Consider the following 14,510-nt stretch of genomic DNA (forward strand, 5'->3'; position numbering starts at 1 on the left):
ACGACCCCCTCGGCGGCCCCGTCCGGTCACACCCCGGCCAGCTCCGCCACCGTCGCGGCGATGGCCGGTGCCTGTTCCTCCTGGAGGTAGTGCCGGGCCGCCAGGACCGTCGGTGCCACCACCCCCAGCGCGTCCAGCACCCCGCGCAGGCGGGGGAGCCCGAGGAGCGGGTCGTCGCGGGCCCAGACCACCTGGGCGGGGTACGGGCGGGACGCCAGGCCCTCGTAGTAGAAGGCCTGCCTGGCCCCGGTCAGCTCGAAACCGCGCATGACCCGCAGGAAGGCGCGCCCCGCGTCCTGGCGGGTGACCAGCGCGAAGTGGGCGTCCACCTCCGCGTCGCTCAGCGAGGAGCCGTCGGCCAGCGCCACCCGCCGGAACATCCGCCGGGAGACCGGCGGGCGCAGCACGGGCAGCCAGGCCTCGCCCGCGACCGGGACGGTGAAGGGCCACAGCGACGGCGGCGGCCGGTACGCGGCGACGTCCACGAACGTGTCGAGCGCCGTCAGGGAAAGCACCCGCTCCGGCCGGGCGATCGCCCAGGCGAAGCCGATCGGGCCGCCGAGGTCGTGGACCACCAGATGGCAGCGGTCGATGCCGAGCGCGTCCATCGCCCGGTCGGTCCACCGGGCGAGACCGCTCCAGGTGTAGTCGAACGCGAGCGGCCGTGCCCCCAGGCCGAGCCCGGGGAAGTCGGGGGCGACCCCGCGCAGCCCCCGGGCCGCCAGTTCCGGTACGAGCTTGCGGTACACGAACGAGCTGGTGGGCACCCCGTGCAGACACACGACGGGCGGCCCCTCGCCCTGGTCCAGTGTGAAACCGCGGATCCCGCCGGCCCGGAAGGTGTGACCGGAGGCGCGGTGCCGTTCCACCACGTCGTCGGCGGCGCGCGACGCCCGAGACATATGCCAAGTGTACGAGCCGTTCGCTTCCCGCGCCGGTACGCACCCGCGCACCTGCCGGGCCCGCCGCATTCCCGTGGTTACAATCCGCCCCATGAGCGTTGTCGAATCGATCCACGATTCCGCACCCCAGTTCGCGAATTCCCGTGACTACTACTTCGGATACGGCGACAAAAAGCGATCCGACGACCCGGAATTCATGATCTACCGCAGTCATCTCATGAAACCGCGGCGCAATGGAGTGCTCAGATACACCCGCGGACCCGGCGAACTCGACGCGGCGATCGCGCGGGCCCACGCCGAGCTGGATCCGGTGCCGTGGCTGTGGTGGGTCGGCGCGGACAGCTCCGCCGGGCTCGCGGACCACCTCCTCGCCCGGGGCGCCGCCCAGGTCGGCGTACTGCCGCTGATGGCCGCCGATATCGACCGGCTCGACACGCCGGCCGCCCCGCCCGGCGTACGGGTCGAGGAGGTCAACGGCCCCCGGGAGCTGGCCGCGTGGGTCGCCTCGTACTCCCCGTCCTTCGGTCTCACGCCCGAACAGGTCACCGGGAACCAGGCCAACGAGGCCCACCGGGCGGACGAGCCGGGGAGCCTGGTCCGGTTCGCCGCGTGGCTCGACGGCCGGGTGGTCGGCACCTCCGCGCTGCTCGACCGGCACGGTGTGGCGGGCGTGTACGTCGTGAGTACGGAACCCGCCTACCGGGGGCGCGGGATCGGCGCGTTCCTGACCCTCGTGGCGTTGCGGGCCGGCCGGGAAAGGGGCCTGCGGATCGGCACACTCCAGGCCAGCGCCGACGGGGAGCGGCTGTACTCGCGCATGGGCTTCGAGACCGTCGCCCATTACCGGCAGTTCCAACTGCCCAGGCTCTGAAAGGGAATGCACGACCCCGGGCGGGGAATGCCGCCCCGGCCCTGTCAGAGTTCCGCGCGGATCCGCGTGATCAGCCGCCGTGTGCGGTGTGCGGACTCCGCGTGCGCGACCATCCGGTCCATGGCCTCCATGTGCGCCGTCACCTCGTCGTGCCCGTCGAGATAGAGCGCCCCCGTCAGGTGCTCGATGTAGACCATGTCGGGCAGTTCGGGGAGATCGAAGCGGAAGAGGGTGAACGGGCTGTACGTCCCCGGATGGTGGCCCGACGCGAACTCCGCCATCTGGAGGGTCACATGGGGCAGCTCGGAGACCTCCAGCAGCCGGTCGATCTGCGCCCGCATCAGCGCGGGCGAGCCCACGGGCCGGCGCAGCACCGTCTCGTCCAGCACCGCCCAGACCACCGGGGCGTCGGCCCGCGTGAGCAGCGTCTGGCGCTCCAGCCGCAGCGCCACCTGCCGGTCGATCCGCGCGGGGCTGCCCGCCCGTCCCACCACGCCCGGCGCCGCGAGGATCGCCCGGGCGTACTCCTCCGTCTGGAGCAGACCGGGTACGAAGTGCGGCTCGTAGGTACGGATCGTCCTGGCGGCCTCTTCGAGGCTGACGTACCCGCTGAACCAGTCCGGCAGGATGTCGTGGAAGTGCTGCCACCAGCCGGGCCGGCTCGCCTCGTCCGCCAGCTGGAGGAAGACCGCGATCTCCGGCTCGGGGACGCCGTACGCGGGCAGCAGCATCTGGACGTACGGGATCTTGAGCCCGACCTCGGCCGCCTCCATCCGGCGGACCGTCGCGGCGGTGACCCGGAGTAACGCGCCGGCCTGCTCCCGGCTGAGGCCGGCCTTCTCCCGCAGCACACGCAGCCGCCTGCTGAGGACGAGCTGACCGACCGTCGGTGCGGACCGTGGCTCGCTCACACTCCACCCCCCAGCTTCGCGGACGCGCCGCCGGGCAGTCTGCCACAGCAACATGCCCTTCAGCACGGCCTGTTGGCAGGAAATTGCGGGCCTGGCATTCCGGTTCCCGACCCCGGGCTTGATCGTCCGGCGCGGGTATGAGCATGCTGCCCCTATGACCCCTTCCTCCGCATCCGACCCGTCCGTCCCCGCCCCGCGGCCCGACTTCCCGCTCGGCGGCACCACCACGATCCCCCGGCTGGGCTTCGGCGCGATGCAGCTGCCGGGCCGCTGGAACGGTCCCGCCCACGACCGGTCGACCGCGCTGGCGGTCGCGCGCCGCGCCGTCGAGCTGGGCGCCCGCCACCTCGACACCGCCGCCTTCTACTTCGCCGGCGACGTACGCGCCAACGACCTGCTGCGCGAGGCCCTGCACCCGTACCCCGCCGACCTGACCCTCGCCACCAAGGTGGGCCCGCTGCGCAACCCGGCCGGCGAGATGTACGGGGAGGCGACCGCCGAGCAGCTGCGGCCGGCCGTCGAGCGGAACCTGCGGGAACTGGACGTGGACGTCCTCGACCTGGTCTACCTGCGGGTGGGGCGGCTCTCCGGCAAGGGCGGGCCGCCGCTCGGCGAGCGCTTCGCCGTCCTGGCCGCGCTGCGGGACGAGGGGCTGATCCGCCACCTCGGGGTGAGCAACGTGTCCCCGGAGCAGCTCGCCGAGGCCAGGGCCGTCGCCCCGGTCGCCGCGGTGCAGAACCGCTTCGGTGTGCTCGACCAGGAGGACGCGGCGCTGGTCGACACCTGCGCGGCCGCCGGCATCGCCTACATGCCGTTCTTCGCCCTCGGCGGCGCCCACGGCGGCCTCGCCGACGACACCCTGCGCGCGGTCGCCGAACGGCACGGGGCGACCGCGCACCAGGTGGCCCTCGCCTGGGGCCTCGCGCGGTCGCCCTCGATCGTGCAGATCCCCGGTACCGCCTCGCTCGCCCACCTGGAGGAGAACATGGCGGCGACCGGTGTGGTCCTCGACGCGGCCGACCTGGCCCTGCTCGGCAAGGCGGCCGGCTGACGCGTCAGCGCACCAGCAGGGTGAACGCCGCGCAGGTGCCCGTCGCCGCGCCGGCGGCCACCAGCGCGGCGGCCACACAGCGGGCCCTGAGCCGTTCGTACCGCTCCGTGTACTCGCCGCGCAGCTCGTGGGCGCGCTCCGTGATCCGTACGAGCACCGCCCGGGACACCTCGATCCGGTCGGCGGTGTACACGCGCTCCACGTCCTCGCGCTGTGCCGTGGTCAGCCAGGGCAGCCGCGCGGTGAACAGGGCCGCCTGCCGGTGGATCTCCTCGATCTCCGCGCTCCACAAGAGGTAGCCCTCCAGCTGCACCAGCCCCCGGACGCTGTCCTCCTCGGGCCTCACCGCTGCTTGTCCCCGGGCGCCACGGTCGTGGAGTCGGCGGGCCGGTTGACCTCGTCCTCCAGGGCCCGGATCGCCGGATGGTGGAGGTCGAAGGCGGGGGACTCGGAGCGGATCCGCGGCAGCGTGAGGAAGTTGTGCCGGGGCGGCGGGCAGGAGGTCGCCCACTCCAGGGAGCGGCCGTAGCCCCAGGGGTCGTCCTCCTCGACCTTCCTGCCGTACTTCGTGGTTTTCCAGACGTTGTAGAAGAACGGCAGCATCGACAGGCCGAGGACAAACGCGCTGATCGAGGAAACCATGTTGAGCGCGGTGAAACCGTCGGCGGCGAGATAGTCCGCGTACCGGCGCGGCATTCCCTCCGCGCCCAGCCAGTGCTGCACCAGGAACGTGCCGTGGAAACCGCAGAACAGCGTCCAGAAGGTCATCTTGCCGAGCCGCTCGTCCAGCATCTTCCCGGTGAACTTCGGCCACCAGAAGTGGAATCCGGCGAACATCGCGAACACCACGGTGCCGAACACCACGTAATGGAAGTGCGCGACCACGAAGTACGAGTCGGAGACGTGGAAGTCGAGCGGTGGCGAGGCCAGGATGATCCCGGTCAGGCCGCCGAAGAGGAAGGTGACGAGGAATCCGATCGACCAGAGCATCGGTGTCTCCAGCGACAGCGAACCCTTCCAGATCGTGCCGATCCAGTTGAAGAACTTCACCCCGGTCGGCACGGCGATCAGGAAGGTCATGAACGAGAAGAACGGCAGCAGCACCCCGCCGGTGACGAACATGTGGTGCGCCCACACCGTGACCGACAGACCTGCGATGGAGATCGTCGCCGCGACCAGGCCGATGTAGCCGAAGACCGGCTTGCGGCTGAAGACGGGCAGGATCTCGGTCACGATCCCGAAGAACGGCAGCGCGATGATGTACACCTCGGGATGCCCGAAGAACCAGAACAGGTGCTGCCACAGCAGCGCGCCCCCGTTGGCCGGGTCGAAGACGTGCGCGCCGAACTTGCGGTCCGCCTCCAGGGCGAGCAGCGCCGCGGCCAGGACGGGGAAGGCGAACAGCACGAGCAGGGCCGTGAGCAGCACGTTCCAGGTGAAGATCGGCATGCGGAACATCGTCATGCCGGGCGCGCGCATGCAGATGATCGTGGTGATGAAGTTGACCGAGCCGAGGATCGTGCCGAAGCCGGAGAAGGCCAGGCCCATGATCCACAGGTCTCCGCCGATGCCCGGCGAGCGCACGATGTCGGTCAGCGGGGAGTAGGCGAACCAGCCGAAGTCGGCGGCGCCGTTGGGCGTCAGGAACCCGCTGACGACGATGAGCGAACCGAACAGGTACAGCCAGTAGGCGAATCCGTTGAGCCGGGGGAACGCCACGTCGGGCGCGCCGATCTGGAGCGGCATGATCCAGTTGGTGAATCCGGCGAACAGGGGGGTCGCGAACATCAACAGCATCACGGTGCCGTGCATCGTGAACGCCTGGTTGAACTGTTCGTGCGACATGATCTGGATGCCGGGGCGGGCCAGTTCGGCGCGCATGAAGAGCGCCATCACCCCGCCGACGATGAAAAACGCGAACGAAGTAATCAGATACAACGAACCGATCGTCTTATGGTCGGTGGTGGTGAGCCAGCCCACGATGACAGCGCCGGGCCGCTTGCGCACGACCGGCATTTCGTTCTGGTAGCTCTCGTCGGCCTCGGCCGACCCTTCGGTGCCCATCGTCGTCACTGCGACGCTCTCCTCCGGCTCGACGGTCGCGGGTGGACTCGGCAAGCAGCATGGCGGCGGATTCACCGGGCGGGTGACACCCCCTCATTCCCGGCGCGTCGCGAATGGCCCGCCCTTTTGTCCCGCGCGCCTTGCGGGGGCGCCGAGTTGCCGCGTGGCCGGCCGGCCCGGGCCGGGGAGAACTTTCACCCGGGAGAGGGACGGGAGCGGTCCACGACGGACCGCGCGGGTCCGCGACGCGCGCCGCGGGCCCACGACGCACAGCGCCGGGCCGCGCCCTGGTCGGCGCGGCCCGGCGGGGTCGGGTGAGATGGTCGGGTGGGATCGGGCGGCTCAGCCCGCGAGGGCCGCCGCGACGACGGCCTTCGCCTCCTCCTGCACCCGCGCGAGGTGGTCGGGGCCCTGGAAGGACTCCGCGTAGATCTTGTAGACGTCCTCCGTGCCCGAGGGGCGCGCGGCGAACCACGCGCTCTCCGTGGTGACCTTGATGCCGCCGATGGACGCGCCGTTGCCGGGCGCCTCGGTGAGCACCGCGGTGACGGGCTCGCCCGCGAGGGTGTCGGCCGTGACCTGGTCGGGCGAGAGCCGCCCCAGGATCGCCTTCTCCTCGCGGGTGGCGGCGGCGTCGATGCGTGCGTAGGCGGGCTCGCCGAAGCGGGCCGTCAGCGCGCCGTAGTGCTCGGAGGGGGTCTTCCCGGTGACCGCGAGGATCTCGGAGGCGAGCAGCGCGAGGATGATGCCGTCCTTGTCGGTGGTCCACACGCCGCCGTCGCGCCGCAGGAACGAGGCGCCCGCCGACTCCTCGCCGCCGAAGCCGATCGACCCGTCGGACAGCCCGTCCACGAACCACTTGAACCCGACGGGGACTTCCACCAGCGGGCGGCCGAGGTCGGCGGCGACCCGGTCGATCATCCCGGAGGACACCAGGGTCTTGCCGATGCCCGCGCCGGCCGGCCACTGCTCGCGGTGGCCGTAGAGGTAGCCGATGGCGGCGGCCAGGTAGTGGTTGGGGTTCATCAGCCCGGCGTCCGGGGTCACGATGCCGTGTCGGTCGGCGTCGGCGTCGTTGCCGGTGGTGATCGCGAACCGGTCGCGTCCCTCGATGAGCGAGGCCATCGCGTACGGCGACGAGCAGTCCATCCGGATCTTGCCGTCCCAGTCCAGCGTCATGAACCGCCAGGTGGGGTCGGCCAGCGGATTGATCACGGTCAGGTCGATCCGGTGCTGTTCGGCGATCCGGCCCCAGTAGCCGACCGACGCCCCGCCGAGCGGGTCGGCGCCGATCCGTACCCCCGCCGCGCGGACCGCGTCCAGGTCCAGGACGGCGGGCAGGTCGGCCACGTAGGCGCCGAGGAAGTCGTACCGGCCGGTGGTGTCCGCCGCGAGGGCGCGGGTGTACGGCAGGCGCTGGACGTCCTTCATCCCGGCCGCGATGATCGCGTTGGCCCGGTCCTGGATCCAGCCGGTCGCGTCGGAGCCCGCAGGGCCGCCGCTGGGCGGGTTGTACTTGAACCCGCCGTCCCGGGGCGGGTTGTGCGACGGGGTGACCACGACACCGTCGGCGAGCTGTGCGGTACGGCCCCGGTTGTACGTGACGATCGCGTGCGACACCGCGGGGGTGGGCGTGTAGCCGTCGGCGGTGTCGAGGAGCAGGGTCACACCGTTGGCGGCGAAGACCTCGACGGCGGTCACCCGGGCCGGCTCGGAGAGCGCGTGGGTGTCGATGCCGAGGAAGAGGGGCCCGTCGGTGCCCTGGCCGGCGCGGTACTCGCAGATCGCCTGGCTGGTCGCGGCGATGTGGTCCTCGTTGAACGCGGTGTCGAGCGACGACCCGCGGTGCCCCGAGGTGCCGAACGCCACGCGCTGACCCGGCTCGTCGAGGTCGGGACGGAGGGCGTAGTACGCGGTCACCAGGCGGGCGACATCGGTGAGGTCCTCCGGCCGCGCCGGCTGTCCCGCTCGTTCGTGCGGCATGTGACCACTCCTCCATATCGGTCCCTGCGATCAGGCGATCAGTTCATCATCCCGGGTTACCGTGGATAACGACGGGTGACCCGCCGGGTGGCGCACGATCCCGGCGCGGGTACGGCTCTCCTTCTCCGCCTCCGCCACGTTCGGTGACGCGGAACCGGGGCACACGCTCAGCACCTCGGCGCGAACGTGCCGTATCCAAGGAAGGCGGTCGTTGTGCGCAGTGTCGGTGTGGAGGAAGAACTGCTTCTGGTCGACGCGGAGACCGGAGAGCCCCGGGCGCTGTCCGCGGCGGTTCTGGCCTTCGCTTCCCAGGGCGGCGACGCGGATGTGTTCGAGAGCGAACTGCACGGCTCGCAGCTGGAGTTCGCCACGCATCCGCAGACGGACATGCGCGAACTGGCGCGGGAGATCATACGGTGGCGGGCCGAGGCGGCCGATCACGCGGCCAACGCCGGCGCCGCGGTGGCCGCGCTGGCCACTTCCCCGCTGCCGATCGGGCCGTCCATCAACCCGGGCGAGCGGTTCGACTGGCTCAAGGAGCAGTTCGGGCTGACCGCGCAGGAGCAGATCACCTGCGGCTGCCACGTCCACGTGTCGGTGGAGTCCGACGAGGAGGGCGTCGCGGTGCTCGACCGGATCCGGCCGTGGCTGTCGGTCCTGCTCGCGATGAGCACGAACTCCCCGTTCTGGCAGAGCAACGACACCAGCTACAGCAGTTACCGCAGCCGGGTGTGGGGCCGGTGGCCCTCCGCGGGGCCCGTGGAGGTGTTCGGTTCCGCCGCGCGCTACCACGCGCAGGTCGACGCCATGGTCGGCACGGGCGCCCTGCGCGACACCGGGATGATCTACTTCGACGCCCGGCTCTCGGCTGCCTGGCCGACCGTGGAGATCCGGGTGGCGGACGTCTGCCTGGACGCCTCCACGACGGTGCTGGTGGCCACGCTGGTCAGGGCGTTGGTGGAGACGGCGGCCCGGGACTGGCGCGCGGGGAGGCCGGTGGCCGACCCCGGGGTCGGCCTGCTCCGGCTGGCGGCGTGGCGGGCCGGCCGGTCCGGGCTCGACGACGAGCTGATCAACCCGGTGACGATGAAGCCGGACCGCGCGGACTCCGTCGTGGGGGCGCTGCTCGCCCACGTCCGGGAGGCGCTGGACGACAGCGGGGACCTGATCCCCGCCCAGGACGCCGTGGCGCACCTGCTCAAGACCGGCAACGGCGCGCGCGTGCAGCGGGAGCTGTTCGAGAAGACCGGGAGCCTGCGGGAGATGGTCGCGGAGTGCGCCCGCCGTACGTCGGCGGGCCCGGTCTGACGGATCGCGCACCGGTCGCCTGACCGGTGCCGCACACCCCCGGGGCCGCGCGCCGGATCAGGCGTCGGCCCCGCCCGGGTGGTGGCGCCGGTAGTGGCGTGCGACGCGGGCGCGGTTGCCGCAGCCCGCCGAGCACCACTCCCGGCGCGGGTGGGCCCGGACGAAGTACCGCACACAGCCGGGGGCGTGGCAGGCGCGCAGCCCGGCCGCGTCCGGCCCGGTGAACAGCTGCACGGTCTCCTCCGCGATCCGCGACAGGGCCCGGGCCTCCGGGCCGTACGACGAGCCGTCGGCACGTGCCGGCGGCTCGTCCTCGTTCCAGGCGAGCCGCGACCAGGTGGGCGCGTACGCGCAGGCGCGGTTCACGGCGCCGACGGCCGCGGCCAGGTCGGGGACCGGGGAGGCGGCGGTGGGACGGGTGTCCCGCGTCGCCACGGCGGCCAGCCGCCGCAGCGCGTCGCGCAGCTCCCGGAACCGCTCCACGGACGGCCGGTCCGGAGCCGGTACGGACGCCTCGGCCTCCGGGCCGCCCAGATCCAGCGGCGGGGAGAAGCGCGCGTCCACGGAGCGCAGCCACCGCGCCAGGTCGCCCGCGTCCAGCAGCGCGTCGTACTCACCCTCCCGGTCCGCCCAGACGGTGTTCATCAGCTCGACGGGGAGGGGTTCGCCGAGGAGCGGCGGGGGCGGGGCGGGGCGGGCGCCCGGCGGGGCGGCGGCCGGTGGAGGCGTGCTGCTGTCCATGGGACCAGCGTAACCGGACCCCTAATGGCTGTCGATCGGCCCAGCCATTTGACGTGTCGGGGCAGACGTGGTTTCCTTGCCCCACATCTAATGGCAAAGAGCATCGTCAAGCATTAGGGGAGCGGGTCATGGGTGTTCCGACCGGATTCCACGAGGGTGAGCTGGCGGTGCAGCGGCGCGCCGGGGTCGCCGGACCGGCAGCCCGGCTGGCCGGCATGCTGGCCCCGCCCGAGCTCGACGGGGGTGCGGCCCTGTTCCTCCGCGACCGCGACCTGGCCGTCCTCACCGCCCGCGACCGCGACGGCCTGCTCTGGACCTCACCCCTGCCCGGCGCCCCCGGCTTCCTCGCCGCCCACGGCCGGTCCCTGGACGTACGCGCCCTGCCCGCCCCCGGGGACCCGCTGGCCGGCCTGGCCGCGGGGCAGCAGGTCGGCATGACCGCCGTCGACCTCGCCACCCGCCGCAGGCTGCGGATCAACGGGGCCCTCGCCGAGGTCGGCGCGTCCGGATTCACGGTGGCGGTCGACCAGGCGTACGGGAACTGCCCCCAGTACATCCAGCGGCGGCACCTGCGCCGCTCCCCGGCGCGCGCGGGCGCCCCGTCCGAGGCGCGGTGGGGCGACACGCTCGACGCGGGCCACCTGCGCCTGATCCGGGCGGCCGACACCTTCTTCCTGGGCACCACCCACCCGACCCGGGGCGCCGACGCCTCCCACCGGGGCGGCGCCCCCGGCTTCGTACGGGCCGACGCCGAGGGCCTGTGGTGGCCGGACTATCCGGGCAACAACATGTTCAACAGCCTGGGCAACCTGGCCGCCGACAACACAGCAGCCCTGCTCTTCCTGGACTTCGCCACCGGCACCACCCTCCACCTGTCCGGCACGGCGGCTGTCGACTGGACCGCTCCCGGCGTCCCCGGCGACGACGGCGGCACGGGCCGCCGCGTCCGCTTCACCCCGCACCGCGTGGTCACCACCACGATCCCGGTCGTCGCGGGCCCGCCCGCCCCGTACCCCCGCAACCCACCCCTCACCGACACCCCCGACCAGCATTCGGCCTGAGCGCACGGCCCGGCGATTCTCGGACGCGTGCTGGCCGATATCGACTTCACGGGAACCCGGCGGTAGGAATTCACCTCTTCTGTTCACACGCGGTCGAAACTGATCGTATATACCTCAACTAAAGCTCAAATGACGCCAGTTGAGGTCCTCAATCACTTCAGCCTTGGGGAAAACTTGCTCAGAAGCAGGAGAACGAGAGCCGGCGCGGCCATGGTCGCCGCACTGCTCACCGCGGGCCTCACCACAGGCCTGACCGCGGCCGCGCCGAACGCCACGGGGACCTCCGCGGGGGAGGCCCCACGGACCTCCGGCACATCCTCCGTCGTCACCCTGATCACCGGCGACCGCGTCTACGCGGACGCGAAGGGCCGGGTCAGCCGGGTACGGCCCGCCGAAGGCCGCGACCACATCGCCATGGCGGTACGCCGCATCGACGGCAGGACGTACGTCCTGCCCGCCGACGCCGCGAAACTGGTGTCCCAGGGGAAGCTCGACCGCCGCCTCTTCGACATCACCGGACTGATCGCGGGCGGCTACGACGACGCGCACCGGACGACGCTGCCGCTCATCGTGTCGTACACGCAGCAGAAGGCGCGGGCGAAGTCCGCCTTCGCGGCCGCCGACGTGTCGGTGCGCCGCAGCCTGCCGGCGCTCTCCGCGGAAGCGGTCACCACGCCGAAGGAGGCCTCCTCCGAGGTCTGGCAGGCCCTCACCGCGCCCGGCGCGCAGGGGAGTTCGTCACGAGTCGCCGGGACGGGCATCGGGCGCGTCTGGCTCGACGGCAAGCGCCGGGCGAGCCTGGACCGGAGCGTCGCGCAGATCGGCGCGCCGACCGCCTGGCAGGCCGGGTACGACGGCAAGGGCGTGAAGATCGCCGTCCTGGACACCGGCGTCGACGAGACACACCCCGACCTCAAGGGTGTCGAGATCGCGCAGAAGGACTTCTCCGGGGCGGGCAACACCGTCGACCACGTCGGCCACGGCACGCACGTCGCGTCCATCGCCGCGGGCTCCGGCGCCAAGTCCGCCGGCAAGTACAAGGGCGTCGCGCCCGGCGCGAAGATACTCGACGGCAAGGTCCTGGACGACGACGGATGGGGGGACGAGTCCGGGATCATCGCCGGCATGCAGTGGGCCGCCGACCAGGGCGCGAAGGTGGCCAACCTCAGCCTCGGCGACTTCGACGCGCCGGAGGTCGACCCGCTCGAAGCGGCCGTCGACAAGCTCTCCGCCGACAAGGGCATCCTCTTCGTCGTCGCGGCGGGCAACGAAGGACCCGGCGCGCGCACCGTCGGCACCCCGGGCAGCGCCCCGGCGGCCCTCACCGTCGGCGCCGTCGACCGGGCCGACAAGCTCGCCCCGTTCTCCAGTGTCGGACCCGCGGCCGACGGGACGCTCAAGCCCGACCTCACCGCGCCCGGCGTGGACATCGTGGCCGCCAAGGCCGCCCAGGGCCAGATCGGCGACCCGGCGGCCGACGGATACGTCACCCTGTCCGGTACGTCCATGGCGACGCCGCACGTGGCGGGAGCCGCCGCGATCCTGTCCCAGGAGCACCCGGACTGGACCGGCGCCCGGATCAAGCAGGCGCTCACCGCCTCCGCCGCGCCCGGTACCGGCCTCTCCGCCTACCAGCAGGGCACCGGCCGGGTGGACCTCGCCAGGGCCGTCACGCAGTCCGTCGTGAGCGACGAGACCTCCGTGAGCTTCGGTGTGCAGCAGTGGCCGCACACCGACGACAGCCCCGCGTCCCGGACGGTCACCTACCGCAACAACGGCGCCGTCCCGGTCACCCTCGACCTCGCCACGGAAGCCACGGGTCCCGACGGCAAGGCGGCCCCGGCCGGCGTCTTCGCCCTGGACACCGACCGGCTGACCGTGCCCGCGGGCGGCACCGCGCACGCCGTCCTCACCTCCGACACCCGCGTCGCGGGCCCGGACGGGGCCTACTCCGGCGCCGTCCGCGCCACGGCCACGGAGGGCGGACAGCGCGTCCGTACGTCCTTCGGCGTCATCCGTGAGGCGGAGTCGTACGACCTCACGCTCAAGTTCATCGGCGCCAAGGGCAAGCCCGCGCAGGGCGGGGCGGACATCATCGGGCACCAGAACGACGTCTGGGAGTCCCCGTTCGACGAGGACGGCGACGGCACCCTGAAGGTCAGGCTCCCCAAGGGCACCTACCTCCTGGACGTGCCGCTGATCAGCCCGAAGGCCGACGGGACGGCGGACCTCGCCCTGCTCGTCCAGCCGAAGTACGACGTCACCAAGAACGCCACCCTCACCTTCGACGCCCGCAAGGCCAAGCCCGTGAGCATCACGCCGCCGGGCAAGGCGAAAGAGCTCACCGCCTACACGAACTACCTGCTGGACACGGGCAACCGGGTCGGTGCCGCCTGGTTCCTCGACAGCTTCAAGGGTGTCTCCACGGCCCAGATCGGCACGGCGCTGCCCGCCAAGCAGTTCAGCGCGCAGTTGGGCGCCTTCTGGCAGCAGGGCAGCACGACCTACCACCTGCTCTACGCCCGGCCGGGTTCCCTCTTCACCGGGTTCACCCACAAGGCCACGGCCGGTGAACTCGCCCTGGTGAACATCAAGATCGGAGCCCCGGCCAAGAAGCGCACCGGCTTCGTCAGCTCCTCCTGGAACGCGACGAGCGGGGACGGTATAGGAGTCGGGAGCCAGCTCTTCGCCCTGCCCGGCACGGCGAAGACGTACATCACGGTCCCCAAGGGCTTCACGTGGAACTTCAGCGTGGGCCAGCAGCAGGCCGAGGACGAGTACGGGGTGTACCTCGGCTCCGACGGCGCGCGGACGTACCAGGCGAAGAAGACGTACACGAAGACCTACAACGTGGGCGTCTTCAGCCCGCGGGTGGGCCCGTACAGCGGCGAGCGGCTGGACAACGACATGCTCGTCTGCGTCGACCTCTTCTCCGACGGCGCCGGGCACTTCGGCAGCTCCCCGGTCACCAAGCAGCGCACGGTGATCACCGCCGACGGCAAGAAGCTCCTCGACAACCGCGAGGACCTCTGCCAGGAGGTCGGCAACCTGCCCGCCACGTCCGCGCGTTACGTCGTCAGCACCGACGCGTCCCGCTCCACCACGCTCGCGGGCGTCACCACCCGCCTCGTCGCCTCCTGGTCGTTCACCTCGAAGCGGCCGCCGGCCACGGGCGCCACCCTCCCGCTGTCCACCGTCCGCTTCCTCCCGAAGCTCGACCTGGCCAGCACCGCGGCCGCCGGCAAGAAGCTCACCGTCCCGCTGGCGATCGACGGCCCGGCGGCCGGCAAGGGCTTCAAGTCCCTCGCCGTGCAGGTCTCGTACGACGGCGGCACCAAGTGGGCCAAGGCCCCCGTCACCACCGCCAAGGACGGGAAGAAGAGCCTGACGCTGAGCCACCCGAAGAAGGCCACCTCGGTCTCCTTCAAGGCGAAGCTCACCGACACCAAGGGCTTCACGTACGACGTGACCGTCGTCAAGGCCTACTTGCTCAAGTAGTCCGCGGGAAGACCCGTTTCTTCCACGCGCCCGCCGCGCCCGGGGACCGGCACCACTCCCCGGGCGCGGTTCCGTGTCCGGATCTCCCCCTCCGCGCCCGGCGGAAGCGGCCCGCGTAGG

At 72.0% G+C, this 14,510-nt stretch carries 11 protein-coding genes; 5 read left to right on the forward strand and 6 right to left on the reverse strand.

The annotated features are described in order from the left end of the window. Positions 1-26: 26 nt before the first annotated feature. Positions 27-902, reverse strand: a complete 876-nt coding sequence (locus HA039_RS31695) for an alpha/beta fold hydrolase (RefSeq protein ID WP_167035195.1) — start codon at positions 900-902, stop codon at positions 27-29. Positions 903-993: 91 nt separating this feature from the next. On the opposite strand from HA039_RS31695, the gene HA039_RS31700 reads away from it, so the two are divergent. Next, positions 994-1,773: a GNAT family N-acetyltransferase gene (locus tag HA039_RS31700; protein WP_167035197.1), complete on the forward strand. Its 780-nt coding sequence runs from the start codon at positions 994-996 to the stop codon at positions 1,771-1,773. Positions 1,774-1,817: 44 nt separating this feature from the next. Here the strand turns inward: HA039_RS31700 and HA039_RS31705 are convergent, their stop codons facing one another. Continuing rightward, positions 1,818-2,684 (reverse strand): helix-turn-helix domain-containing protein, encoded by an 867-nt coding sequence (locus tag HA039_RS31705; RefSeq protein WP_167035199.1) that lies wholly within the window; start codon positions 2,682-2,684, stop codon positions 1,818-1,820. A gap of 154 nt (positions 2,685-2,838) precedes the next feature. On the opposite strand from HA039_RS31705, the gene HA039_RS31710 reads away from it, so the two are divergent. Continuing rightward, positions 2,839-3,735: an aldo/keto reductase gene (locus HA039_RS31710; RefSeq protein ID WP_167035201.1), complete on the forward strand. Its 897-nt coding sequence runs from the start codon at positions 2,839-2,841 to the stop codon at positions 3,733-3,735. A 4-nt stretch (positions 3,736-3,739) separates the two neighbouring features. Here HA039_RS31710 and HA039_RS31715 read toward each other — a convergent pair whose 3' ends face one another. The 3 genes from HA039_RS31715 to pgm form a co-directional block, all read right to left on the reverse strand. Next, a complete protein-coding gene (locus HA039_RS31715) occupies positions 3,740-4,081 on the reverse strand; it encodes a hypothetical protein (protein WP_167035203.1) in 342 nt (113 codons plus the stop codon). Further along, on the reverse strand, positions 4,078-5,799 hold the full coding sequence (gene ctaD / locus HA039_RS31720; RefSeq protein ID WP_425086432.1) for an aa3-type cytochrome oxidase subunit I: 1,722 nt from the start codon (positions 5,797-5,799) through the stop codon (positions 4,078-4,080). The genes HA039_RS31715 and ctaD overlap by 4 nt, the downstream gene beginning before the upstream one ends. Positions 5,800-6,141: 342 nt before the next feature. Further along, the gene (pgm, locus tag HA039_RS31725; protein WP_167035207.1) at positions 6,142-7,782 is read right to left on the reverse strand and encodes a phosphoglucomutase (alpha-D-glucose-1,6-bisphosphate-dependent); all 1,641 of its coding nucleotides are present in this window, start codon (positions 7,780-7,782) and stop codon (positions 6,142-6,144) included. Positions 7,783-7,995: 213 nt separating this feature from the next. On the opposite strand from pgm, the gene HA039_RS31730 reads away from it, so the two are divergent. Further along, the gene (locus HA039_RS31730; RefSeq protein WP_167035210.1) at positions 7,996-9,090 is read left to right on the forward strand and encodes a glutamate--cysteine ligase; all 1,095 of its coding nucleotides are present in this window, start codon (positions 7,996-7,998) and stop codon (positions 9,088-9,090) included. Positions 9,091-9,147: 57 nt separating this feature from the next. Here HA039_RS31730 and HA039_RS31735 read toward each other — a convergent pair whose 3' ends face one another. Further along, on the reverse strand, positions 9,148-9,831 hold the full coding sequence (locus tag HA039_RS31735; RefSeq protein WP_167035212.1) for a CGNR zinc finger domain-containing protein: 684 nt from the start codon (positions 9,829-9,831) through the stop codon (positions 9,148-9,150). 128 nt (positions 9,832-9,959) lie between these two features. Between HA039_RS31735 and HA039_RS31740 the strand changes: the two genes are divergently transcribed. Continuing rightward, positions 9,960-10,892 (forward strand): pyridoxamine 5'-phosphate oxidase family protein, encoded by a 933-nt coding sequence (locus HA039_RS31740; RefSeq protein WP_167035214.1) that lies wholly within the window; start codon positions 9,960-9,962, stop codon positions 10,890-10,892. 210 nt (positions 10,893-11,102) lie between these two features. Next, positions 11,103-14,390: a S8 family peptidase gene (locus HA039_RS31745; RefSeq protein WP_167035217.1), complete on the forward strand. Its 3,288-nt coding sequence runs from the start codon at positions 11,103-11,105 to the stop codon at positions 14,388-14,390. The last annotated feature ends 120 nt before the right edge of the window (positions 14,391-14,510 follow it).

The sequence above is a fragment of the Streptomyces liangshanensis genome (genome assembly GCF_011694815.1).
Classification (GTDB): domain Bacteria; phylum Actinomycetota; class Actinomycetes; order Streptomycetales; family Streptomycetaceae; genus Streptomyces; species Streptomyces liangshanensis.

Coding starts and splice junctions, on each gene's coding strand:
- HA039_RS31695 (WP_167035195.1), bottom strand. CDS start 902: ATGTCTCGGGCGTCGCGCGCCGCCGACGACGTGGTGGAACGGCACCGC.
- HA039_RS31700 (WP_167035197.1), top strand. CDS start 994: ATGAGCGTTGTCGAATCGATCCACGATTCCGCACCCCAGTTCGCGAAT.
- HA039_RS31710 (WP_167035201.1), top strand. CDS start 2,839: ATGACCCCTTCCTCCGCATCCGACCCGTCCGTCCCCGCCCCGCGGCCC.
- ctaD (WP_425086432.1), bottom strand. CDS start 5,799: ATGGGCACCGAAGGGTCGGCCGAGGCCGACGAGAGCTACCAGAACGAA.
- pgm (WP_167035207.1), bottom strand. CDS start 7,782: ATGCCGCACGAACGAGCGGGACAGCCGGCGCGGCCGGAGGACCTCACC.
- HA039_RS31735 (WP_167035212.1), bottom strand. CDS start 9,831: ATGGACAGCAGCACGCCTCCACCGGCCGCCGCCCCGCCGGGCGCCCGC.
- HA039_RS31740 (WP_167035214.1), top strand. CDS start 9,960: ATGGGTGTTCCGACCGGATTCCACGAGGGTGAGCTGGCGGTGCAGCGG.
- HA039_RS31745 (WP_167035217.1), top strand. CDS start 11,103: ATGGTCGCCGCACTGCTCACCGCGGGCCTCACCACAGGCCTGACCGCG.